The sequence below is a fragment of the Desulfocapsa sulfexigens DSM 10523 genome (genome assembly GCF_000341395.1).
GTDB classification, from domain to species: Bacteria; Desulfobacterota; Desulfobulbia; order Desulfobulbales; family Desulfocapsaceae; genus Desulfocapsa; species Desulfocapsa sulfexigens.
On sequence record NC_020304.1, the window covers coordinates 723,913 to 747,334 of the forward strand.

General features: G+C 46.2%; 16 protein-coding genes. 2 read left to right on the plus strand and 14 right to left on the minus strand.

The genetic code is table 11. The annotated features are described in order from the left end of the window. Nucleotides 1-7: 7 nt before the first annotated feature. The 11 genes from UWK_RS03130 to UWK_RS03180 form a co-directional block, all read right to left on the minus strand. Nucleotides 8-1,201, minus strand: a complete 1,194-nt coding sequence (locus UWK_RS03130; RefSeq protein ID WP_228130058.1) for a 4Fe-4S binding protein — start codon at nt 1,199-1,201, stop codon at nt 8-10. 221 nt (nt 1,202-1,422) lie between these two features. After that, nucleotides 1,423-2,025, minus strand: coding sequence for a hypothetical protein (locus UWK_RS03135; RefSeq protein ID WP_015402897.1), 603 nt, complete (start codon nt 2,023-2,025; stop codon nt 1,423-1,425). A 133-nt stretch (nt 2,026-2,158) separates the two neighbouring features. After that, nucleotides 2,159-3,850, minus strand: coding sequence for a sulfite exporter TauE/SafE family protein (locus UWK_RS03140; protein WP_015402898.1), 1,692 nt, complete (start codon nt 3,848-3,850; stop codon nt 2,159-2,161). A gap of 43 nt (nt 3,851-3,893) precedes the next feature. Continuing rightward, the gene (locus UWK_RS03145; RefSeq protein WP_015402899.1) at nt 3,894-5,552 is read right to left on the minus strand and encodes a GAF domain-containing protein; all 1,659 of its coding nucleotides are present in this window, start codon (nt 5,550-5,552) and stop codon (nt 3,894-3,896) included. Between the two features lie 17 nt (nt 5,553-5,569). Then, on the minus strand, nt 5,570-8,419 hold the full coding sequence (locus tag UWK_RS03150; RefSeq protein ID WP_015402900.1) for a molybdopterin-dependent oxidoreductase: 2,850 nt from the start codon (nt 8,417-8,419) through the stop codon (nt 5,570-5,572). 15 nt (nt 8,420-8,434) lie between these two features. Next, the gene (locus tag UWK_RS03155) at nt 8,435-8,821 is read right to left on the minus strand and encodes a response regulator (RefSeq protein ID WP_015402901.1); all 387 of its coding nucleotides are present in this window, start codon (nt 8,819-8,821) and stop codon (nt 8,435-8,437) included. A 28-nt stretch (nt 8,822-8,849) separates the two neighbouring features. After that, nucleotides 8,850-10,436: an ATP-binding protein gene (locus tag UWK_RS03160; protein ID WP_015402902.1), complete on the minus strand. Its 1,587-nt coding sequence runs from the start codon at nt 10,434-10,436 to the stop codon at nt 8,850-8,852. Next, nucleotides 10,433-10,906, minus strand: a complete 474-nt coding sequence (locus UWK_RS03165; protein ID WP_153304805.1) for a hypothetical protein — start codon at nt 10,904-10,906, stop codon at nt 10,433-10,435. Before UWK_RS03165 ends, UWK_RS03160 begins: the two co-directional genes overlap by 4 nt. 427 nt (nt 10,907-11,333) lie before the next feature. After that, complete coding sequence (locus UWK_RS03170) at nt 11,334-12,758, minus strand: sigma-54-dependent transcriptional regulator (protein WP_015402904.1); 1,425 nt, start codon at nt 12,756-12,758, stop codon at nt 11,334-11,336. 5 nt (nt 12,759-12,763) lie between these two features. Continuing rightward, nucleotides 12,764-13,705, minus strand: a complete 942-nt coding sequence (locus UWK_RS03175; RefSeq protein ID WP_153304944.1) for a protein-tyrosine phosphatase family protein — start codon at nt 13,703-13,705, stop codon at nt 12,764-12,766. A gap of 16 nt (nt 13,706-13,721) precedes the next feature. Continuing rightward, nucleotides 13,722-16,109, minus strand: coding sequence for a PEP/pyruvate-binding domain-containing protein (locus UWK_RS03180; RefSeq protein ID WP_041916292.1), 2,388 nt, complete (start codon nt 16,107-16,109; stop codon nt 13,722-13,724). Nucleotides 16,110-16,489: 380 nt separating this feature from the next. On the opposite strand from UWK_RS03180, the gene tgt reads away from it, so the two are divergent. Together tgt and yajC are read left to right on the plus strand one after the other, a co-directional pair. After that, nucleotides 16,490-17,605, plus strand: a complete 1,116-nt coding sequence (tgt, locus tag UWK_RS03185; protein ID WP_015402907.1) for a tRNA guanosine(34) transglycosylase Tgt — start codon at nt 16,490-16,492, stop codon at nt 17,603-17,605. 64 nt (nt 17,606-17,669) lie between these two features. Beyond that, a complete protein-coding gene (gene yajC / locus UWK_RS03190) occupies nt 17,670-18,011 on the plus strand; it encodes a preprotein translocase subunit YajC (RefSeq protein WP_015402908.1) in 342 nt (113 codons plus the stop codon). Nucleotides 18,012-18,107: 96 nt separating this feature from the next. Here yajC and UWK_RS03195 read toward each other — a convergent pair whose 3' ends face one another. The 3 genes from UWK_RS03195 to UWK_RS03205 form a co-directional block, all read right to left on the minus strand. Further along, entirely contained in the window at nt 18,108-21,329 is a 3,222-nt protein-coding gene (locus UWK_RS03195; protein ID WP_015402909.1) for a YhdP family protein, read from the minus strand. 157 nt (nt 21,330-21,486) lie between these two features. Further along, entirely contained in the window at nt 21,487-22,257 is a 771-nt protein-coding gene (locus UWK_RS03200) for an esterase/lipase family protein (protein WP_167320711.1), read from the minus strand. Nucleotides 22,258-22,428: 171 nt separating this feature from the next. Next, a complete protein-coding gene (locus tag UWK_RS03205; protein WP_228130035.1) occupies nt 22,429-23,346 on the minus strand; it encodes a mechanosensitive ion channel family protein in 918 nt (305 codons plus the stop codon). Between the last annotated feature and the right edge of the window lie 76 nt (nt 23,347-23,422).

A 23,422-nucleotide genomic window follows, 5' to 3' on the forward strand; every position in this document is an offset into this window, starting at 1 on the left:
AGCTTTTCTATTGAAAGAGTAGCATGACATTAAGACTGGGGATATGCCACCCTGTTGACATTAAATAAATATAGATTCCAAACAGAAAAAAATACCCCACCTGAATAAAACGATACTGCCACCAGGCAATAACCCCCTCGAATTCCTCCTCATAAAACTTATCGAGTATGTACAATCCGGCAAGTTCACTTACAAACATAATGGCAAGACCATAGGCAGGGTACACCCATTCCGGGACAGCGACTGTCAACGATTCCAATGCTTTTACTCCGAATTGCCTTCCAAAGGTCGGGAGAAAATCCGTAAAATTTCTGACCGTAAAGTTCAGTCTGCTTACCAATTCACCTCCAAAGGCAAGGGGCAGCAGAATTGGTACCATGGGAGAAAAACGTCCCATTATTTCATCATTAAACACCCCGAACATGAGGTCACCATAGATGATAACAACATAAAGAATACTGAATCCGAGAAATAGTGGAACTGCGTACAACCCCATCTGACAAACCCAACCATTCATGCAGGCTGATTGGATATTTTCCATTAAATTAAAAATATTCTGATCCAGCAAACGGGCAAGCTGAGATCCCATAAGAAAAGGGATCATCAGGGTACAGCTTATAAGTCTTCCTTTTCGTATGATAAGTTCGGACAGTGGATGACGTATATTCAATTGCGGGGAGTTATGGTCACAGAGGTGCATACAACGTCCACAGACAAGACATTCCAAATTATTAGTCACTTTATACGCGCCCAAAGAAACCGGGCAGCCAGGTTCCATCTCTGTTCCCCTGTTACAGGCAAATGTTGTACATTGTCTGCATGCACTGTGATCTGGCCTGAATTCAATCAACGAAATTGACGCCCCTATCCCCATTAACCGTCCCAGCGGACAGAAATATTGGCACCAGGCCTGTTTTGAGAACAGCATTGCACAGAAGGTTGCTCCGCCCAATATAATGAGAAGCAGCCAGGTGGTTTCTTTTGGGCTGTCCTTCATTCCAGTGGCCTCTTCCACCCAGATAATCGCCATAAAGAAACAAACTGAAATGGTGACACTGTTTTTTATCAGTATCTTTGGAACTTTTTTTTCAAGAGAAAGATGCCAGGTCTGAAGAAATTTACCGGCCACTGGAAAAGGGCAAACCCCACACCACAATCTGCCGACAAAAAAGAGGCTCAATATGACTGATGGCCACCACACCCCCCAGCAAAGATACAGTATGATGTTGCTTCCGGGTGCTTGAGGTCCAAAAAGCCCGGAAAGAATCAAAACAAGAAAAAGTACAACAAGGAATGTCTGCCAGATATGATGGAACCGCTGATTATAAAAGAGTCTCTGTAACCAGGGGAAAGTCTTGAAAAGATCGCATTTTTGTCCAGGGTCAGAGAACAACTTTGAGCACAAATTGAAAATATTCAATTTTATTTCGCCTTACTTCTCACCGAAAGACAGCGCTTTTTAATCTGAAAACCGACTATCAAAGAAGCAATATAACTCAACAAAAAGAGCAGAGTGACAGAAACACCCTCCATACCAAATGGTTTGGAAGGAAGAAGAAAGAGATAGGCTTGTCCAGAAACTACGGGCAACACGTGTTCGTCCAGACTGCTGTTAAGCCAGGCCATAACCAGAAAAAGAGGCAAGAGATAAATCAGGACGTAGCGGAAGTAATGCTGAGCGAGATAGGTATTAAAATCTTCATCAATGGATTGATCGGCAGAGGTGTAAAGGGCATCTCTACTTCTTGGGTCCGGAATAATGGCGATGGTATCCCTTTCCGCCTTCTGGACAGTAAATTTCTCACGAAATGCTTTCTCCCTGACCTCGACTTTCAGCCACCTTCGGAGACAAAAGGCAAAGCCAACCGTGCAGATTGCAACAATAACAACTTGCCCACTCGGAGGCAAAGAGAGAGCAGACAAACTATCCAGGAAAAAGAAATCGAAGACGTCCCTGACGCCAAGAAACAGCGGTTGCAGCATTCCATAATAAATGAAATCAAGAATGGTGTTTACTACCTGCATAGAAGAAAATTACATTTAATACGAAAATTTAAGCGCATGCCATAAACCAATAATGGAGTGAAAGTTTCCCCACCCCATTATCAGCTCTGTCCATTATACCATTAGCGGCATCTACCACTAAGATATCTACATATTAACGCATGAACCAAAGAAGTCCGGTATACTGCATGAAGGTTAGAACTAAGGCGCCAGCAAGCAGCCGTTTGAGCAGAATCTCTGGCATTTTTTTCTGCAGTTTCGGACCAACCACACCACCACACATGGCACCAGCTGCGATAAGGGCTGCCATGATCCAGTCAGGCTGGTAGCCCATCATGACATATTTTGCAATACCACCAACCGAGGTGGAAAAAGCTCCAGCGAGTGCAATGGGCACTGCCAGATACATTGGATATCCTACCATTGTTGTCATAAAAGGCATAAACATAAAACCACCACCTACACCAAAGGAAGAGGCTATAATTCCCATGACAACACCACCTAACAGCATCAACAGTGGCTTGGCCAAAAAGGTTTCACCCCAAAAGCGCATCTCAAATTTAATGGGATGAAACTTATCAAATTCAATGGAACCCAGCTGCATGGCTTTGCCGGACTCTTTGGCTTCTTTTACCGCCGCATTAAATTTCTGGACAATGGCCTTCATTGCCTTTTTCTTCTCAATGGAACTGGGCAATGACTCAACATATAATTTAATACCTATAACCAGACAGATTAAGCCGAGATAGAATTTAAAAGCAGCAAGATTCAGATATTTTGCTGAAAGTGGGGGACCAATAAAGAAAGCACCAATCACGATACCAATGGCAAATGGAATAGCCACGGGATAGGCAAACCGTTTTTCTTTGAGATAACTGAGCAATCCACTGATGGGAGAACAAAGAGTAAGAAACAGGTTTGTGGGCTTAATGGTATTACCGGCGTTAATACCGATGGGACCATTGGTTCCAATAGCGGTAATCTGAAATGCCGCAGTAAACAGACCACCGGCTGCTCCCATAATAACAAAAAGAACACCGATAACAAAGGCACCACCAAAAACTACCAGCGGATTCATGTAAACATTACCTGTCTTAAAGAAAAATCCTGATTTCTCAATACTGAATGTATCAACCTTCGTCCCGTTCACATAGACGGCCATCACTGTATCGGGATAGAGATTTTTGTAGGGAGACATGGAGACGGAAAATTTTCCGGTGGCCTTGTCAAGACTTACCGAAACGCCGGTATTCCAAACCTCAGCCACAGTAGCATAATCACCCAGAACCATCCGGGCATTCCCACCAGTACTTGGCTTTTCTTTCACGATGGTATTCATCCCAAATCTATCCTCATGGGCGTAGGTCACCATCTTCCATTGCTCTTCAGTTGTTACAGAACCCAACATAGTCCGTATGGACGGATCAATATCAGTCCATGCTTTAATCTTGTTTACCCTGACATCGTACTTGAATGGTGGAAAAGCAAATATGCCAGAAGTCTGCCCTTTCGGTGAAACTTTAGGGGTTGCCAATGCTTCGGGATTACTGGTGACAATATAATACGATGGCGGGATAGCAGTTTCACCAAAAACGTTCTTCCCATCCTTCCCCTCCATCAGACGCTTCCTTTCTTTGGGCCCCGGAGCATCCTTTGCCGAAAACAGCTTATCCGTAGCAATGACAACAAAAAGTTCCTGACCCGGATCGATATTTCCGGTAACTCCAATGGCGTCTCCTGCCGTAACCTTTTTCGTGCTTAAGGTGCCATCAACTGCCATGGCATTGCCACTCACAAAGGCCATACCTACGACGAGGACAACTAAAAGTAATAAAATTCGCTTCATACTCCCTCCTTTTTTTGTTATCGAGCCAACAAACAGTAATAAATCATTTTATTTCTACAATTTTTGCATCCCCAACGTACTCTCTACTTTCAAAACCCGTCATACTTGTCATCTTTTGCGTCAGAACACCAATCTCCTTCAAGTTTCTGACAATCGTTTTTACGTCATCAATCAAATCCTGATTTTCCAGATCTTCTTCGAGGAGCTGCGCTGTTCCCAGAGCAGCAAAAAGTGGTGAATTTATCTCATGGGCAACGGTTCCGGCAAGCTCGACGACCCCCTGAAGTTTTACCCGCTCCAGTTGTTCTTCCTCCAGCTGCCTCTTGGCTGTAACATCACGTATCACTTCAATGACATACTCCACCCCTCCATCCGGACCCAGCATAGGGGAGGCTGTGCGCTCACACCAATGCACATCAGAACCCTGCAATATCCTGTGAGTAAAAGTTGCACTTTTTCCTGTCTCCAAAACTCTATCTACAGGGCAATCCTCTCTCATGCAGTCCTGATCCTGCCAGAGGCCATCATAATCACACCCCAGAAGGTCATTCTCAGAACGATTCATTACTTCCTGGAAAACCTTATTCACCAGGATCAGATGTTTTCCTTTATCGACCACCAATAACTGCGGCCTGATGCAATCCAAAATATTTGAAAGAAACCGCTCATTCTCCTCTATCTGATTAAACAGCAGCGTGATCTGCTGATACGTTTTAGCGTTGCGAATGGCAACGCCACCAACCTCCGCAGCAGTGACTGCAAAATTAATTTCACTACTGGTAAAGCAATGTGAGACATCAGAGAGGATGCGCAACACGCCGATGACATCATTCCCCGCCTTGATCGGTACGGAAAGAAGTGACTTAATCCCCTCCTCCTCCATGTTTTTTTTGTAAAAAATCCGGTTATCCTGCCTCACGTCAAAGATAGAGACAGGAGAACCGGACAGAGCAGCCTCCACGTTCTTTTCATTCTCAACATCTCCCCGCTGCAGATATGTCTCAGACAAGCCGTAGGAGGCTACCAGTTCCAGCTGGTTACTCTGGGATTGAAGGAGACGTATGGAGCAGCCCTTACACCCAAGTGACTGGGGCAAACGTTCGACGATGGTGTCAAGCACTGCCGACAGATCAAGGCTGGAACTCACAAGAGTGGAAAGTTCCTGGATCTCCTTCATGAAATCCACCTGATTTTCCATCTCTGTAAACATCCTGCTGTTGGAGATCGCAATTCCAACCTGTTCCGCAAGGGCCATGGAGAATGAGATTTCATCCGCTGTAAAAATCCGCTTGTCTCGAGTAAGAAGACGAAGCATCCCGATAATTCCATCCTGAAAGATAATGGGTAGAGTGAGAATTGACTTTACCCCCTCACTCTGCACCAGTTTCTGGTCATTATGACTGAATTCCTGATCCAGATCAGTCTTCGCTACGGGATAGCCGGAGCGGATCATCTCCATTGTTTCATCCGTGTCAATACTGATACGGGAAAGATACTCCAGCGAAAGACCATGAGCAGCCCCCATGACAAACTGACCGGTCTCGGCATCAAGCAGGCGGATGGTTGCTGCGTCTACTGCCATAAGGTCAGGCAGACTGCGGACGATGGTATCCATCACCTGTTGATGATCAAGAACCATTGAGGTCAGCTTGGTCACCTTCTGGAAAACCTTGATGTACTTCTGTTCCTGTAACAGCGTCATAAAACTGTTATATCCCGTCAGATTTTTTCAATCTTTGTCTTGATATATTTCAAAGGCGGCGTTGCCGTCCATTTACATGTTGTATTCGGCCTCAGTAACATATTGGTATTAAATCCCTTGTACTGCGGGTATTTCGGATCACCTTCAAGTCCATACTTATGACCGAATCCACCGGCGGCAGCGAGTACACCCTGACGAATTCCCCAGGTAACATTGGCAACAGCCTCCACAGAGGCCCAGGGTGAAGTGATTTTCACTGCGTCGCCATTGGCAATTCCAAGTTCCTTGGCATCGACGTAATTAATCCACACAGGATTGCTTCCGCAGGCCTTCATCAGAGAAACGTTCCAGAAGGTGGAAGTGTGTTCATGCTCAAGAACCCGGAAAAAACCAGTGATCATGGGAAACTCCTCATCAGGCTGCAATTCAGGCCAATCTTCCCAGGGATCCTTGTAATCAGGAAGTCCATCCACTCCGTTTTCTTCTGCAAGAGGATTCATGAAATTGTACTTTCCTGTTTTAGTGTTACCAGATGATCCGTAACCGGCAGGTGGATTCATGGAACCCCATTCCTTATATTTGTAATACTCATGCCCGTCGGTGATGTGATAACCAACCTTGCGCAGCTCTTCCAGAGTAATTGGCTGATTGGAAAGCTGGTTTTCCAGGAACTCATCCTCGTTCTTCCAGGGGAAATATTCACCGTAGCCCAGGCGTTTGGCAATTTCCTGAAAAATGGAGACCACTGATTTTGAATCGTACATCGGTTTGATGGCCCGCTGGAAAAGCGAGATAAAGGATTCATACATCCAGTCAGCAACCACCCGACTCTGTTCAAGATAGGTGCAGTCTGGCAACACCACATCACAGAGTTCAGTTGTGTTGGACATGTAACAGTCGATGGAACATGAGAATTCCAGTTTTTCAATGGCCCGTTTGACAGATGGCTCACTTCCGCAGGACATAACAGGATTACCAAAGTAGCAGAGCATGGCTTTGAGTTTTCCTTCATCCACATCCTTTTCAAAATAGGCGGGGATCCATCCACTCCAGAGATGGCCCTTATCAAGCTTTGTTTTAGGTGCATTGTTTGGTGGTTTAGGCTGATCGTCACTCCAGGCTGAAGCCAGTTTTTTCTTACGAATAAGAGACGGCCCACCGGGTGCATCAAAGGTACCCATCAGCCCGTTCATGGCAATAAGCGCCTGGGTGGCGTGCAGGGTATTCGGTGCCTGGGTGACACCGGTCCAGCTGTTGGTTCCAACAGCCGGTGCAGCAATGGCAAACTCATGGGCCAGACGGGTAATAGTTCCCGCTGAGATACCACAGATTTCAGCAGCCCATTCAGGAGTGCGAACGATACCGTCTTCTTCACCCATAAGACGTTTTCTGAACGCCTCAAAGCCATAGGTCCAGTTTTCAACAAAGTCTTTGTTGTAAAGATCTTCTTTCACAAGTACATAGCACATTGCCATGGCCATGGCGCCATCGGTTCCCGGCTTGATGGCTATCCATTCCGAAGCAATATTTGCAGTTTCACTACGCCTTGGATCGACCACCACCAGTTTGGCACCACGCTTGACTGCCTTTTTCAAATCGGCAACCTTACGCTGTCCCGCCGAAGTGGCCAGTTCATTGATACCAAAAAGCATGATAAATTCTGAGTTTTCGTAATCTATCCAGGGACGCTTCTCACTGAAGTTTTTCTCGTTAGCCATACGTGCCGGATTATCACACATCTGCCTGTGAGTGACTTTGTTCGGAGTACCGTAGGCTGCCATAACGGCTTCATGGCACCAGTTATTAAAATCATTGCCACGGTGAAAACCGACTTCAGTTGGATCGATCCGTTTCAGATTTTCCACGGTGCGGTCAAGGGCTTCTTCCCAGCTGGCCTTACGGAATCTTCCATTTTCCTTGATCAGTGGACTCTTCAGTCTGTAGGCAGAATATGTATTGTGGTGTGCATTGGCGCCCTTGATGCAAAGTCTGCCCCCCCCCTTTGGATCCCCAGGAAGTCCCTTACAGCCGGTAATGATGTTATCTTTCACCCTCACCTCCTGTCCACAGAGGCCGAGACAGATGAAACAGTGCGATTTGACACTCTTCAACTTCTCCGGTGCAACGGTACCCTCTTCAAGAGTGACATACTCATCGCCAAGCTCAAGTGCGGCTATGGCCTGACTCATATGTTCCAGGATAAAACCGTAGGATTCATCAGTGGCCTGCTGGGAGAGCATGGCAAAGCTGAACATCCGCTCGTTGAAAAGAAAACTCATGGTGATCTCAGCAAGCCCCCGATAAAACTCAGTCTTGGCCGCACTGGTAAGCACCGCTGAGAACTCTACCACCCAACTCATAAGATGATTTCGCAGGAAATCAAATTCAGGCTCCTGTTTCACTCCTTTATAGGCCGCCTGTTCGGCAAAGTGACGCATGAATTCAAGCTCGGCTGCGATATGATCATCCAGGTCAAGAAAGTCTTTATTCTTATGCAAGCCTGCGGCATTCAGGGCTTCACGCATCTTCACAACTGGTTCCTGCATAACAAGAGGTTCCCGGGTGGAATAGCAGGACTCGTAGGGAAAGGCTGGATTGTTACCGGCATTGAGAAAGAGATCCGCATATTCATAGCGCAGTTCATTGAATACTTCTTCTGCAGATGACGATTCAAGAGTACCGCGCATACGGCCAAGGCCTGAACAGAAATCCTGAATGGTACACACTTCCTGTAATTTCTTTATCTGGCCAAGAAAAGCTCCTCCACCCATCTTTTCAATAAGCCACAGAGGCACTTCGTCCCGATAGAGGGTGGAAAGGAACTGGTAAATTTTTGCCCTGGCCAGATTTGTCGCTTTAATATCCATAATACTCTCCTTTCCTCACACGCTCATAGCGCTTTTATTGCCTCTTGATTTCAGGACTTTCTCAACTTTTTCTTCGAGCTCATCACGATCAATGGGTTTGACACAATATTCATCGGCGCCAAGGCTTATTGCTTCACGGGCAGTTTCAACCGTTGGGTAGCCGGTGAGCATAATGGCTTTTATGGATGGCTGGACCTCTTTAAGAAAACCCAGAACTTCGACCCCACTCATCTTTTCCAGCTTTATATCTAGAATGGCAAGATCCACAGTGTTCTCCTTGGCATAGGCGATGGCCTTATCCTCTTCGGTAAAGCAGTGTACCTTATGTCCTTTTTTAGAAAGAATTTTTCCTATCAGTACCGTTGCATCCTGCACATCATCTAGAGTCAGTATCTCAGCCATGATATCTCCTTGGTAGTTTGTTTTAGTATCAAAATTGTTCCAGATTTAAGTCTTCATTTACAGACGGGGATTCCCGCAGTGTAACCGGTAATTTCACATGGAAAGCAGTGCCCCTTATCTTCTCGCCACCCCTCCCCTTCACAGGACTCTCGACCTCTATTGTCCCACCGTGTTCTTGTACAATGCCGTAGGAGACAGATAGTCCCAGACCGGTACCTTTTCCTACGGACTTGGTGGTGAAGAAAGGATCGAAAATCTTTGTCACAACATCCTCAGGGATTCCATGCCCCGTATCACGTACCGTGGCCACCACCCGGTTAGATTCCTCTTCATATCGGCTGGAAAGATATATATCACCGCCGCCGTCTTCTTCCATGGCATGGTGGGCATTGTTGATAAAATTGACAAAAACCTGACGCAATTTTTCGGTATCACCCACAATCGCTGGCAAATTATCACTGAAATCACGGTGGGCATGGATATGATCCATATTCAGAGAATGTTCTGTCACAGCCAGGACATCTTCCAGTACCTCGTTTATTTGAATATTTTCACGGGCACTTTCCGACTGCCGGGAAAACTTCAGTAAATCGGCTACTATTTTGCGGCAGGCTTTGGCCTGTCGTTCAATAACCTGAAGACTTTGTCCCTCCTCACTGTCAGGACTGAAATCATCCATCATCAGTTGAGAATACCCAAGAATTACACCAAGAGGAGTATTAATCTCATGGGCAACTCCGGCTGCCATCTGTCCCACCGATGCCATTTTCTCACTGGATGCAAGCTGTTCCATCATGGTTCTGACCCTGGTAAGATCCTTGGCAATCCCCTCACATCCTATAAAATTCCGTTCCTCATCATAAACCGCAGTTGCAGAAAGAAGGACATAGATTACACTCCCATCAGCCCGAACAAATTCAACTTCCAGATCCTCAACAAATCCTACGGCAATCAGGGTTTCAAAATACTTTTCCAGATCATCTTCATTACAAAAAATATTCTGCAATGTAAGATTCCTCTCGTCTTCCATGGTATATCCAAGCATTTCCAGACCTGCCGTGTTCATATTGACCAGCCTGTTCACCGAATCACAAAAATAAACCATATCCTTGGAATTAATAAAAAAGTTCCGGAATTTCTTTTCCGAAGCAGAGAGCTTTTTAGTGCGCTGTTCCACCATCTCTTCAAGATTTGCGTTCATCTTCAGCAACTTATCGGCAGAGACCTCCAGTTGTTCATTGGCCTCCTTTAAGCTTTTTGCTTTTTGCTGAATTGCACGAAACCCTTCTATCCCTTTGTGGTAATAGATACTTACTGCCGCAAGAGAGATCATTAACAGGGTGTTGAAGCCACCTGAGTAGGGAGCAAGAACATGCCACTGTTCCGTATTGTCAGCGATCAGAAGTAATTGTTTAAGAAGGTGCCCAACGGCCCTCGAAACGGAAAAGCAGACCAGAGTCAGGCAAAAATAGAAGAGAAATCCCCAGAGAAAATTTTCGGGTTGTTTACGAATCAGGAGCCAGGCATAACGCAGCGAGAGAAACGACAGCACAATAATAATAAAAGAGCCAACCATATCGACAAGAATGGCTGGAAGCATGATAAGACTGGTCATTCCTTCTCCTCCTCACAACTGCTGCGATAGATGCCCTTCATAGCAAGATAGAGAAAATAGAGAGCTGGAACGCTGAAAAGATGGTCAAGCTTAGTGAAATAAAACCAGAGCTTTACATTGGTGAGTGGTCCCTGAAGTCTGGTGGTCAGATAGCCTCCTTCACGGGTGAAATGGACACTGTCTACAAATGCAGCAAGAGAATGTCCTGTAAAGGCCACAATATTCCAGAGTATCATAAAAACACAACAAATCTGGAGATAACGCCATCCCTGAGACTTGAAGGCACTCTGGCGAATCCCCCAGATGAGATAACACATAGCAGCAGTATAAAAGATATGGGCCAATTGATGAACGTATAAACCCTCCGGAGCACCGTGACTTTGTACAGCCCAGGCGTTCTCAGGAAACACAGTCAGCGTCATTAGGAGGAGAAACGGGGACATTCTGTGCGTTGTTTTAAGAAAGTTCATTCCGTACCATCAATGTATTATAGGCTTACCACAGACCTGTAAAAACCTGCCTTCCACAAGAGACAGTGGCCCACATCACACATGACATTGCACATACGGTGCCACATTTAGGCACAAATAAATTATTTCACACTAAAACGAAAAATCAAAGGGTTATTTCATAAAAGATACAACATAGTGACAATACAGCTTTTGCTGCACACTGGCAGAAACCGCATCGAAAAAGATGCACCGCATCAAAAACAGTGCAATGTTGAGTGTTGTGGATACTGCTGTAGGACAACTGCTTAACGCAGATTTCACTAACAAACCATGAAAAGGAATACTATCGGAACACTGGTGCCACAAAACAGATGCACTCTTAAATGTAAGGAGGATGACCTCTCAGGGTACTGCGTGATACCTTAAGGTTCACTGCAGTGCGAAATCAGCCTCTGAATGGCTGGGAACTCACCTTGAAACGCTGCATCAGGCGCTGGAATGACTGCCGCCCCAATCCACTTTCACGAGCTGCAGCAGAAACATTCCCATTACTCATAGTCAGAGCTCTTTCCAGATAGGTCGAAGTGAAAGTAACCATCACTTCTTCTTTTGCTTCGTTATAGGGAAGCTGATACACACACACAGGAACCTCAACTCCTCTTTTATCTTTCAAACCGTCCTCTTCCAGCTCTTCCGGGCTAAGAAGATCCTTGGGGGTGATTATATCGCCAGGGGTGAGCAGAACAGCGCGATTGATCCGGTTCTGCAGCTCACGGACATTCCCCTTCCACTCTCTGCGCTCCAGACATTTCAGTGCCTCCTGAGAAAATTCCATGCCTTCCCGGTGGTACTCCTGCACATAAATATTGAAAAAATGAAGCGCCAGCAGAGGTATATCTTCCCGTATCTCTTCCAGTGAAGGCATGGTAACCGTCATCACATTTAGACGATAAAAGAGGTCTTCCCGGAATTCTCCTCGCTCCATCTTCGCTTCAAGGTCCTGGTTGGTTGATGCAAGTACTCTAACGTCAACTTTCACAGTACTGGTCTGCCCCAGAGGCTGTATTTCTTTTTCCTGCAGGACACGCAGCAGTTTGGTCTGGAGTGAAACGGGAATATCGGCGATTTCATCAAGCAGGATCGTGGAACCCGACGCCTCAAGGAAGAGTCCGTCTTTATCATGATCAGCTCCGGTGAATGCGCCCTTGGCGTATCCAAAAAGCTCGCTCTCCAGGATCTGTTCGGGCAGAGCTGGACAGTTCACCGTGATCATTCTTTTCTTTCCGCGATTGCTCATTTTATGAATGGTCCTGGCTGCGACTTCTTTCCCGGTTCCGGACTCTCCACGAATCAGGACTGTTGCGTCACTCTGCCCCAGTCTGGTCAGAAGATCTATTGCCCGTTGCAGGGGAACACTCTGACCGATAAACTCAGTGGTTTTGTCACTTTTTTGCAGCTCCTTATGCAATTGCTGATTCTCACGAAGCAGTTGTGTACGCTCAAATGCACGCAGAATAATCAAACTGATTTTGGAGTTATCAAAAGGTTTTTCAAGAAAATCGTAAGCCCCGTTTTTTAGAGCTGTCACCGCCATTTCTATGGTTCCATAGCCCGTCATGATCACGACACTGATGGTTCTGTCTAATTCAGACACCCTGCTCAAGAGCTGCAGACCATCCATGTCAGGCATAACAATATCTGTCATGATCACATCCGGATGCCAGGATGCGATTTTCTCCAGAGCTTCCTTACCGGACCGGGCAATGGCCACATCGCACCCACATTTTTTTCCTAGAACCTTGCGCAAAAGAATCAGCAAATCCTTTTCATCATCTACTATCAATAACCGCCTGTTCTTGTCGGCCTCCATACCTTCTAGACCTCTCTCGTATCCCGTGTAGCCTGGAAATATTGCTGTACAAAACGCCCGGATACAGTATCAACAATTGAAAAATGCAGCACATCGCCAGATGGAAATGAATCGGTCAAGGCAAGAAAGACATCTCTGGAGATCTTTGTCGATATTGTAGTCAATGTCTTTTTCTTCTCCAAATCTGTAATATTGCGGCAACGCAGAGGACGCCTGTCGCAAATCAGACAATTGCCTTCATCTAAAAGAGGGCAAAGATATGTTGAGGCAGATTTTTTCTCAAGCGCTCGTTCAAGAACAGTTTTACGCTTTTCCCGGCTGAGTTGTGAATTGATAACATGACTGACATAGACCGCTTCAATCAGTTGCAGATCAAAGGAATGGCTGCAGATCGCCGTGTCAAGCGGAGGGGTGCCAGCCTCGGCAAGCAATGCCTCATAATCATGAAAAAATGGCTGCAGATCTATTGTGCTCGGGTTTTCTATAGTTGCCTCCCTTGCATCCAGCTGTCCCTGCTGCTTACTGTATTTCTTGAGGAGTTTCCACTGACTGTAGTTAGTGGGATTGGCCCTGGTTCCTTTGAGTGTTTTCTCGGTGTACTTAAGAGCCAGCCCCCGTCGTAGAAAATAAGCGGAGATAAAGGTACCCGTCCGGCCATGCCCGTGACGACAATGAACAAGAACCTTCTTCTTTAAATAAAGAGCTTCATCCAGCCACTCCAATGCCTCTTTCATTTTCTCCAGATCCGGGGCACACTCATCCGGAGTGGGAAGGAAAAAAACCTCAAAACCAGACTGTTCCTCAATCTCATGCAAATCGGTGAATTCTCCGCAGAGATTAACTATTGCCCTGACCCCCTGATCCCTGATAGAATCAAGCTCATCGTATGACATGGGTGCATACCCGACTGCCAGCTGGCTGGTTAACCATGTAAGTTGATATGACATGTTTTTTTCTTTCATATTAATGAGCAGCCTCCCAAAATAACTTCACTTGTTCCTCAACCATATCCTTGTCTTTCAAGCGCATATCCATCAGCTTCGTTACTCCCAGGAGGCGCCCCACAATCTGCAGCTTTTGCTCCATCACCTCTCTAGGTATCTGTTGCAGTCTGGCATCGAGTAAATCGCCCCTGGGAGTGACCTGAAATCCACTCTCCGACAAAATGGCAGTAACATAGTCTATTCGCAGACTCCGGCCGGAAAAATCTCCACCGCCTCCCGCAAAACGCAACTGACAATAATTTTTGGCCATATCCTGGTCACACATGGCATCAACAAGGGTAAAATGATACCCAAATCGCATATTGAGGTTCACGTAATTACTTCCCAGCACCGCAAAACTGGCAAATTCCGATGAATCTTTACTGGCAACACCACCAGCCAGTGCAATTTCATCAAAACTTTTCCAATCAAAATGAGATCTTTCCCCCCACTCCACACTGGGGTGGGTCAATCCCAGCCACAGGGAAAGAAAAGGGGTTGAGGAAATCTCAGCTACGTGGATATCCTTGCCCCCTCCCTTCTTCTCCTGTAGCCCGCCCCCCACATCCAGCAAAAAAACATCGAGAGGAAGATCGGTACGTAATCTCCGTTTCCCTTTTGACCTGCCACTCCCTCTGTCCCCAAGAGAAAACATAGTTCGCACCGCCTGCTCATGAGAAAACCGGATAATATCGTGGAGAGAACGACAGGATTCCGGGACAAAGCTTTTGGCCTCCGGATCAAGTAGATTCAGAGGAGTTACAAATCCAAGAAGACCGTGGAGTCGCCGAAAATAGGGCAGTGCTGCCTGCGTTTCATGGAGCGGTACGGGCTTTTCTTCCGACAAACAGTTTCCCTGCCATAATTCCTGAATATCTGCAAAAAGACTTATCTCATCATCATGCTTGATTTTGTTGATGCTGTCCCCTATAGCCAGAAGCAGAGGAACTCCAAACTCCCTGCACACTGTGGAAAAATGACCGGCCACAGAACCCAATTCTGCCACCACACCACCAACTTGTTTCAAAATACGGACAGCAGAGGGCAGGGTCTCTCGTAACACGAGAATTGCCCCCTGAGGTACATTTTCCAGTGGATGTTCAGAATCAACGACGTATGCCAATCCACAGGCCTGGCCCATTGCTGCTGTCACCCCAGCCTTAAACAGCAGGCGACCTTTGTGAGCCAATGGTTTCGCTGTATTAGCAACGACCATTGTTTCCTGGATGCCAAGAGGCCTGCTTTGCAAAAAGATAAGACGTCCTTCCCTGGTGATTGACCATTCCACATCCCTTGGTGATTCAAAATACTCTGCAATGCGCTTTCCCTGTTTCTGCAGGTGAGCCAGTTCCGAATGTGACAGGATCTGGGTGTTTTTGTATTCATTTTCTTCACTGTCTTTCATTGCATAAGACTCAGGAATCACTCGGCCACTGACAAGGGCATCTCCCTGGCCACGCACAACATGAACAGAAATATCTTTTTGTTTTTTTCCAGATGGTTCGGCGGTATACAAAACACCACTGGCCTTTGCATCCACCATCTCAAGAACCAGGACAGCCATGGCCGTCTCCTCATCTCCAAGCCCCGAATGAATACGATAGGCCAGAGCTTCAGGACTATATTTACTGCTGATAACCTTGAGCCAGGCATCAACGATTGTATCCCCGGCTACATTGAGCAGGGTGAGATACTGTCCCGCAAATGAACAGGCTCCATCCTCACTGAGACAGCTGCTACGCACTGCTACAAGCGGATCATTTTCAAACTCAGCGGGGAACTTTTTCCAGGACGCAGTAATTGCTTCACTGATTTCAGCAGGAATATCGCCTTCCATAATCAAATCCACCAGCTTAGCAGAGGCCTTCACCAGGCTCTGGGGGTTCACACTTTTGATGCTGCAGAGAATGTCATCAACGGGCCTGCGAAGATCATTATAGGCCATAAAATAGTTGAAGCTATTTGCTGTAATCACAAAGCCCTTAGGCGTAGGGAGGTTAAGTTCTGAACTGAGTGTCGCCAACTGTGAAGCCTTTCCCCCGACAAGATCATCCCGTCCGGCTCCTTCCTGTAGAGAACAGACAAAGGGAGGAGAACTGTTCAGTTGGGGGGGGGCCAGCAGAAATTTACTGTAAAAATCAAATTTTTTATAATAGCTTCTCAGGGTCACATGGGCCCCGGGAGCCATTTTTTCGAGACTGTCCACCATCCCCAGAACATTTGCCGAGAAACTTTCGTAGCGTTTACGAATGCTGCTGAAATCTTCTTTAATCCCTAGGTAGTACAAAGCCTCAAGCTCCGCCATCTCCTCATGGGTCCTCCCGTCATACTCGAGAAGTTCCTGAAAGGACTCATACGTTGAGCGCAATACTGCTCCCGGAGCAAAAACTCTGTATGTCCAATATTTAAACAAATTATTAACCAGCATCAGCAATCACGCAATAGCTACAGGGAGGATACGAAAGGATGCCCTCTCAAAACCTTTTTCAGCTTCTTTGTTGCTCTACATTATTACTATACGAAAACACAGATCAACCCAATAGTTTTATGTTTATGCTCACTGATAAATTTACAGTGCCACTCCCACCCAACTCAATCCAGCCCAAAAATACGGTTTTTCTTCGGTTTTAATGGAATCTATTTCTCTGCCATTGTATGGTAATCTTCATTAACCAGTAAGAGATAACACGGTGGGGTCTTATCTGAACAGCCACGAACAATTGTCCCTGCTCCGGAGAAATATATACAATGACAGCATCGCCATTTACTCTGCACAGTAAATCAACAGACTGTGCCGCCCGTCGCGGAGAACTGAAGACCCTGCACGGGACAATTCAAACACCGATCTTTATGCCCGTCGGCACCCAGGCCACGGTGAAATCCGTAACACCCGAAAACCTCAAGGAGATGAACGCCCAGATCATTCTCGGCAACACCTATCATCTTTTTATTCGTCCAGGACAGGAGCTTATTCGCAGCTTTGGGGGGCTACACAACTTCATGAACTGGGATCGTCCCATCCTCACGGATTCCGGCGGATTCCAGATATTCAGCCTTAAAGAACTTGCCAAAATAACGGAAGAGGGGGCAGCGTTTCGCTCCCATCTGGATGGCGCCAAACTCTTTCTGAGTCCTGAAGATGCCATTGAGGTGCAGGAATCACTCGGATCCGACATCATGATGTGTCTTGATACTTGTATCCCCTATCCTGCAACCCGAGAAGAAACCATCAAGTCAACGGATCTTACCAGTCGCTGGGCACAGCGCTGTCGAAAGGCTCAGAATGATACGGGCCAGCTCCTCTTCGGTATTGTTCAGGGTGGGATGCATCACGACTTGCGAAAAGCACATGCCGAAGCATTGATCGACATTGGTTTTGACGGGTATGCGATTGGAGGTCTCAGTGTCGGGGAAGACAAAGCCATGATGCAGGACATGACCGAAGCCACAATCCCGCATCTACCGGAAGACTACTCGCGCTATCTCATGGGAGTGGGAACCCCAGAAGATTTAGTGGAAGGAGTGTACCGGGGCGTCGACATGTTTGACTGCGTCATGCCCACTCGCAATGCCAGAAACGGAACCCTGTTCACCTCCACCGGAAAAGTGGTAATTAAAAACGCAAAATATCGTGATGACAAAAGACCCCTTGATCCGAATTGCAACTGCTATACCTGCCGTAATTACTCACGGGCCTATCTGCGCCATCTCTTTCAATGCCGGGAAATTCTCTGCTATCACCTGAACACCATCCACAATCTTCATTACTATCTTCATCTCATGGCAGAAATGCGAGAAGCCATCGAAAAGGACAGCTTTTCCACATTTCGTAACGATTTTTATGGCAGGCTTGAGACAGAGTGATTATCCTGACAAATTCAGAACATAAATTAACACATTTACCTTATCGATATTTGGAGGAACAACCATGACAGGAGTCGCATACGCAGCAGGTGGTGGAGCAGCTGGTGGAGCCGGAGGCATAGCCTCTTTTATCCCCCTCATTCTTATATTCGGTGTTTTTTACTTTATGCTTATCAGACCTCAGCAGAGGCAGGCAAAACTGCAGCAGCAGTTTCTCAACGAGCTGAAAAACGGTGCCAAAGTTGTCACCAAGGGTGGAATCCACGGAACCATCACCGGTCTGACCGACAGTGTTGTTACACTGGAAATTGCTGACAATGTACGTATCAAAGTTTCCCGTTCATCCATTGGCAGCCCACTTACAAAAGACGGCGCCCCTGCCCCTATACAAAAAGCGGGTGGTTGAGGGATCGGCGGCTGCTGATTTTCTACAGGCTGTAGAACAGAGTAAAAAGGCAGGATTTCCGACAGAAAATCCTGCCTTTTTTGAATAACCAAGTTTCTACTTATTCGTCTCACCTTCAATCATCAACTCTTCCTCATCAGGCGTCCAGCCATTCTCCTGAAAATCAACCTCATCATCCACATCAAAAACAGTGGAAACCAAATGGGCCGGCAGGGCCAATGTTCGGTAGAGAATCTGAAAGGGAACAGATGCAACCTCCCGGAAGGTTGAGTACTCTACTTTAGGATCAAACAAATCTCCTGATAACTCGACCATAATAGAAGGCTTCTTCTTTTTTCCTACAAGGATGTACCCCACCAGAGGTATCTTGTTCACATTCTTTTTCGCCCCCGTAATGAGATTCAAATCCATATCCAGCGACTGCTTCGGTACATCGAGCCAACCGGTCCCCCGAATCGTCATTTCCGGGGAATCGAGTCCCAGAGTTTCAAATGTTGCCACACCTTCCTTCATCTTTATACCAGCGACAATCCTGTCCACGGCGAGTCCCGTTGTACTGTATGACGGCAGGCTGAAGGTCACAAGAGCCGGGATAGTGTTTATCATTGAAAGAATATTGTTTAATGATTTAAACTCCTTCAAAACAGTGTTCTTTATCTTGGCAATTGCTGTAAAATCATTCCAGGCTCCCTTTGCCACCATACTCATACTTCCACCGTGAAATTCAGAGGCTGGAAACAGACCATTCATAAAAACATCGTTCAACCCCTCTCCTGTCAGTGAAAAAGTCTTCCCTTCACCCTCCAAAGAAATACGTCCAGTTGCCCCATGGAGCAACTGAAGAGTTCCCTGACCATCACCGTACTGCAAAGTAATTGTATCGGCCAGAAGCTGTCTTTCCGGTGAGAAAAAAAGACCAGTTTCACTGGAATCAAGAGTGACGGCAATCCTGTTTTGCTCACCGGAATCGGTCTCCATGATTCCCGGGATATCTTTCAAGAGCTTTAAAATGGCAGGGACATTAAACGTGAGACCCTTTGAGACAATGTTAATTTTATCATCGTAGACAAGATTCAATGTTTCGTTGACTGTTGCCCTTATGCCATTCGCACCCGCTTCTCCCTCTATCTGATATCGATCCACAGGCACTGCATCCTGAGCAAGCAACGCGTAGTCATAGGGAATATCAGCAGAAAAACGGTACCCGCCACCATCCTTTGACCCAATTATGAGCATCCCATTTTTCACAAGATACTGTTGTAAAATTGGAGAATGGTCATACACAGCAGCCAGGTTTCTAAGCTGAAGGGACCACTCTCTCCCTTCTCGAACGCTCACTTCCACTTCCAATTCAGGAACTTTGAGGAGCAGGTTCGCCTCATTCCCGTCGACCTCGACTGATATGGCCCTGTTCGGGTTGAAAAAACGACCGACACTCTTCTCCTGTATGTTGAACTCTTCGAGGAGAAATTCCCCATGTTGACTAAGGTAGTTGAAGCTTCCTGATACGATACCACCGAAGACCTCACCGTAGTCGACTCCAGCTCCTGTTACTGAAAAAAGAGTATCGGAAAATTTAAATTCGGCAGGAGAAAGGGTGACTGGAACATCATTTAAGAGCCATTGCGACTCCTTCACGCTTCGAACAGTCAAGCCTTTGTCATACTGAATAATGAGACCATCAAGCCTGTCCTGGAGTTTCAAATCATTTATACGACAATGGACAACGGTAGAGAGTAAATCCATTCGCTGCTCTTTCAGTGAAAATGTCCCGGATATTTCCGTTGAAATGAACGGAGGAACCGAAAGAGACAGGGCTGAAACACGGCCCGATAGATCATCCGGTGAAAAGGAGGTACTAAAAGAGCCGATGTTCAAAGGCAGCCCACCTATGTTCCATGAAGATGCCTCGGCGGTAACTGTTGCCATTCCTGGACTCATTGTATAACGAAGCTTTGGTTTTGTTTCTTCTCCATTAAGAACCAATTGTGACTTCCCGACTGCAACTGCGCATTCCTGCAGACTGATATCCAGATCTCCATTTGCTGTTGAAGCATCATATACTCCTGTGATATCAACCACAAACATCTGTTCCAGACTGACCTCCAGCTGCTCAAAAGTGATCCTGTTGGTATCAAGAAGAATCCTGGCGTCCTTCACACCATAATTTGCGCCGGAATAGTCCACACGACCATCGTTAATCTGGAAAACACCATGAGCTGTTACAAGTTCTGATTTCAGATTTATAGAAAGCGTTAAATCTACGTCTGTTTCTCCTTCTGTCTGAAGAACCGGTAAGGGAATATTATAATAGTTCAACACGTTTACAATATCCTGATTAGCCCTTGCATGGGTCAGAATATGGGCTGTGAGGAGAATATTGTCAGGATCATTAAAATTAATATCCAACCATGATTTTTCGCCATCCTGTCCGTAGAAGCTGGAATTATGGGGGGTTATAATAAGGACACCCTTCTTGAAAAGCACATCGGCATACTCTGACTGTATTGCATCAAGTCCTGGGGCAAAGCTATACTGACATTCGTCCACCCTGACTTCTGCTACAAAAGTCTCAGCCAGAACCATGGGGTTCTTCCAGGGAAAACTTCCTGCAAAAGATTTCAGGCTATAACGAGTTCCACTCAGGTAATCGGTGATCCACTTTTGGATGGAAAATTCAAGGCCGAAAAGATCAACAAATGGAGTAATATCTGTGATTTTACCAGCCTCTACCCCCTTAAAAGAAAGTTGTTCCTGATCAAAGATAAAGGAAAGATTCACTGGCAAAGAGTCGGCAAGATTTACGGTAAATTCACCACTTCCCCATGCAGAATCCAGATCCAGACGTACAACACCGGCTGCCTGAGAGTGAAATTTGTCACTTTTGATTTTTGGTATATCAGCAATCAGGACGCCCTCTTCCAGCCTGACGATCCCCCTCACATCAACTTCCTGACTGGAAAGAGTAAACTGAGCCAAAGAGGACTCATACAACAGACTGCCCTCCATACCGCCACCACTGATAGTCGCAATGGAGATCCGTGAGAACAAAAGATCAATACAGCGGACAAGAGGCACGATTGCATTCATAAAGCTGAGATCGTGCGGAGCTCCGTTCCCATCACCATCCTGCAAAGATGCAACAAACAGACGTTCTATATCCAATTCCAGTTTGGCATTCCACTGGAGTGACACATTGCTGAATGTCACAGGGCCAGCGCTCAGAGATTTGACATGCATTCCCTTTTTCAGAAACAATCCGCCGGCAATGAGCAAAACGCCGCACAGGACAAGGATAGTTAGAAAAAAACGTTTCATTTTTTTTCTTCCCATTGGAGAACAAGCCTGCCTTTATTGAAGGTAATGAGATTGGTAATATACATACTAGAGACCTTGGGTTGACACTCGCTCAAAAAGAAGAGGAACAAAAGACAGTATCCAGATTTTATGATTAAAGGAATCACGAAATGCCTTTTTACTTACTGGGAAAGGAAAACCAGTCCGATCCCGAGACAGCTTGTGGTGGCTTTTTCAGATGCCTGAATGTGCCATTTTTCAGAAAATAAAGGGTTTCATCCTGCACATATTCCGAATTCATAATGAATGGATGTGTTTCATGAACTACCAGGAAATCACGCATCCCTTCCAGACGGGCATTCAGTACCGAGACCTTGCCATCATCGGGGCCGGGAATAATTGAAGAGAGCCAGAAATCGAAGAAGATATAGCGATCCCCGGCAATAACCCCCACCGGATACTCTACGGGACCAAGCTGATTAGGAAAAGACGCACTATCGGTGGTTAACTGCTGACCTGCTGGACCATTGATCCACCTGTAAAACCACCAGTCTTTAAGACTGTCCGCGACTGCACTGCCGTGATTTGGTGGGCTGAGCATTACGGCCCGTCCCATGTTGGCAGGCCTCTGCTCTTTCAATACAGCACGCAGGATAATACCACCGAGGGAATGGCTGACAAAGTGAATGGATGACGGCTGGAACTGCTGACACTGTTCCAGAGCTGCTGGAACGTTATCACTTACAATCTCTTCAATTGATAGCCTGGTAGAGGGATAACCGAGATTGACGGTGTGATAACCAGCGACAACTAATCGTTCCTGCATCTCAGCCATGGAACGAAAAGTCCGCCCCATACCATGAACCAGAACCACACATTCACCAAGGGCTGTAGCAGATGCCGGTTTCTGTATGGAAATGCCGGTCCTGCTGCACCCTGAAGCTATCATTACAGCAAAGAAAATCAGAGTGAGCCACCCTGACAGACAAGTTACCTGCGTGAAACAGGGATAAGAAAAATATACGTTAGCTGTTTTCATAGGGCTATAAGAGTACAGAACAGCCATTTTACCGTCAACTGCAATTCTTTTTTGCTTACATTAAAGGCAAGCAGTATTCAATCACTTAGTCGCCTGAAACATATGCACATCCTGCTGTGGATATGGAAAGGAAATACCCTTTTCGTCAAAAGTCAGTTTTATACTTTCCGTGAGGTCAAAACGCACAGCGCCGTAATCCTCTGTCTTTACCCAGGGACGAACTATAAGGTTGACGCTTGAATCCGCAAGTTCGGCCACTGCAACGGCTGGAGCCGGATCGGTAAGGATTCTGGAATCAGCCTTCACTAGATCTTCCAGGGTAGTTTTGGCCAGACGGATATCATCATCATAGCCGATTCCCACAACCAGATCGATACGACGGGTATCTTCGGCATTAATATTTGTGATAACGCCGGAGATGATGCCGCTGTTAGGAACAATAATCCTCTGATTATCAGGAGTTAAAATGATAGTACTGAAGATGTCAATCTGTTGCACCGTTCCGGTCACACCACCAGCCGTCACAGCATCATTCACCTTAAAGGGCTTAAACAGTATAAGCATTACCCCGGAAGCGAAATTGGACAGGGAATCTTTCAAAGCCAGACCAATGGCAAGACCCGCTGCACCGACTATGGCAAGAAAGGATGTTGTTTCTATACCAAGTTCTCCAGCTGCAGCAATAATAACGCCTGCAAGAAGTGCATAATAGATAAGCTTACAGAGAAAACGCCGCAGGGTTGGTTCAACATTTGCCCTCCTAAAAGCCTGTCTCGCCACATCTGTAATCCACCTGGCAACCCAGCGACCAACAACAAAAATTACCAGAGCCAGAAGGAGGTGTGGCCCATTTACCATACCCCAGTCTTTTAACATCTGTAAGGCCTGTACATAGGTGTCCGGATTTACGACATCGACTGCTACCTTGGGTGTTACCACAGCTTCTTTTGCCTGCCCAACTGGTGCTGGATCACCGGCTGCCATACCTGTAATTGACATTGAGAAACTCACTAAAACAAGGAACGCTATAGACACAGATCCTTTTAATATTTTGTTCATTTCAAGAAACCTCTCC

Excerpts from the sequence above, each read along its gene's own strand:
- UWK_RS03145 (WP_015402899.1), bottom strand. The coding sequence starts at position 5,552 with ATGACGCTGTTACAGGAACAGAAGTACATCAAGGTTTTCCAGAAGGTG.
- UWK_RS03195 (WP_015402909.1), bottom strand. The coding sequence starts at position 21,329 with ATGAAACGTTTTTTTCTAACTATCCTTGTCCTGTGCGGCGTTTTGCTC.
- UWK_RS03170 (WP_015402904.1), bottom strand. The coding sequence starts at position 12,758 with ATGGAGGCCGACAAGAACAGGCGGTTATTGATAGTAGATGATGAAAAG.
- UWK_RS03200 (WP_167320711.1), bottom strand. The coding sequence starts at position 22,257 with ATGATAGCTTCAGGGTGCAGCAGGACCGGCATTTCCATACAGAAACCG.
- UWK_RS03205 (WP_228130035.1), bottom strand. The coding sequence starts at position 23,346 with ATGTCAATTACAGGTATGGCAGCCGGTGATCCAGCACCAGTTGGGCAG.
- yajC (WP_015402908.1), top strand. The coding sequence starts at position 17,670 with ATGACAGGAGTCGCATACGCAGCAGGTGGTGGAGCAGCTGGTGGAGCC.
- UWK_RS03140 (WP_015402898.1), bottom strand. The coding sequence starts at position 3,850 with ATGAAGCGAATTTTATTACTTTTAGTTGTCCTCGTCGTAGGTATGGCC.
- UWK_RS03160 (WP_015402902.1), bottom strand. The coding sequence starts at position 10,436 with ATGACCAGTCTTATCATGCTTCCAGCCATTCTTGTCGATATGGTTGGC.
- UWK_RS03175 (WP_153304944.1), bottom strand. The coding sequence starts at position 13,705 with ATGTCATATCAACTTACATGGTTAACCAGCCAGCTGGCAGTCGGGTAT.
- UWK_RS03135 (WP_015402897.1), bottom strand. The coding sequence starts at position 2,025 with ATGCAGGTAGTAAACACCATTCTTGATTTCATTTATTATGGAATGCTG.
- UWK_RS03150 (WP_015402900.1), bottom strand. The coding sequence starts at position 8,419 with ATGGATATTAAAGCGACAAATCTGGCCAGGGCAAAAATTTACCAGTTC.
- UWK_RS03165 (WP_153304805.1), bottom strand. The coding sequence starts at position 10,906 with ATGAACTTTCTTAAAACAACGCACAGAATGTCCCCGTTTCTCCTCCTA.
- tgt (WP_015402907.1), top strand. The coding sequence starts at position 16,490 with ATGACAGCATCGCCATTTACTCTGCACAGTAAATCAACAGACTGTGCC.
- UWK_RS03155 (WP_015402901.1), bottom strand. The coding sequence starts at position 8,821 with ATGGCTGAGATACTGACTCTAGATGATGTGCAGGATGCAACGGTACTG.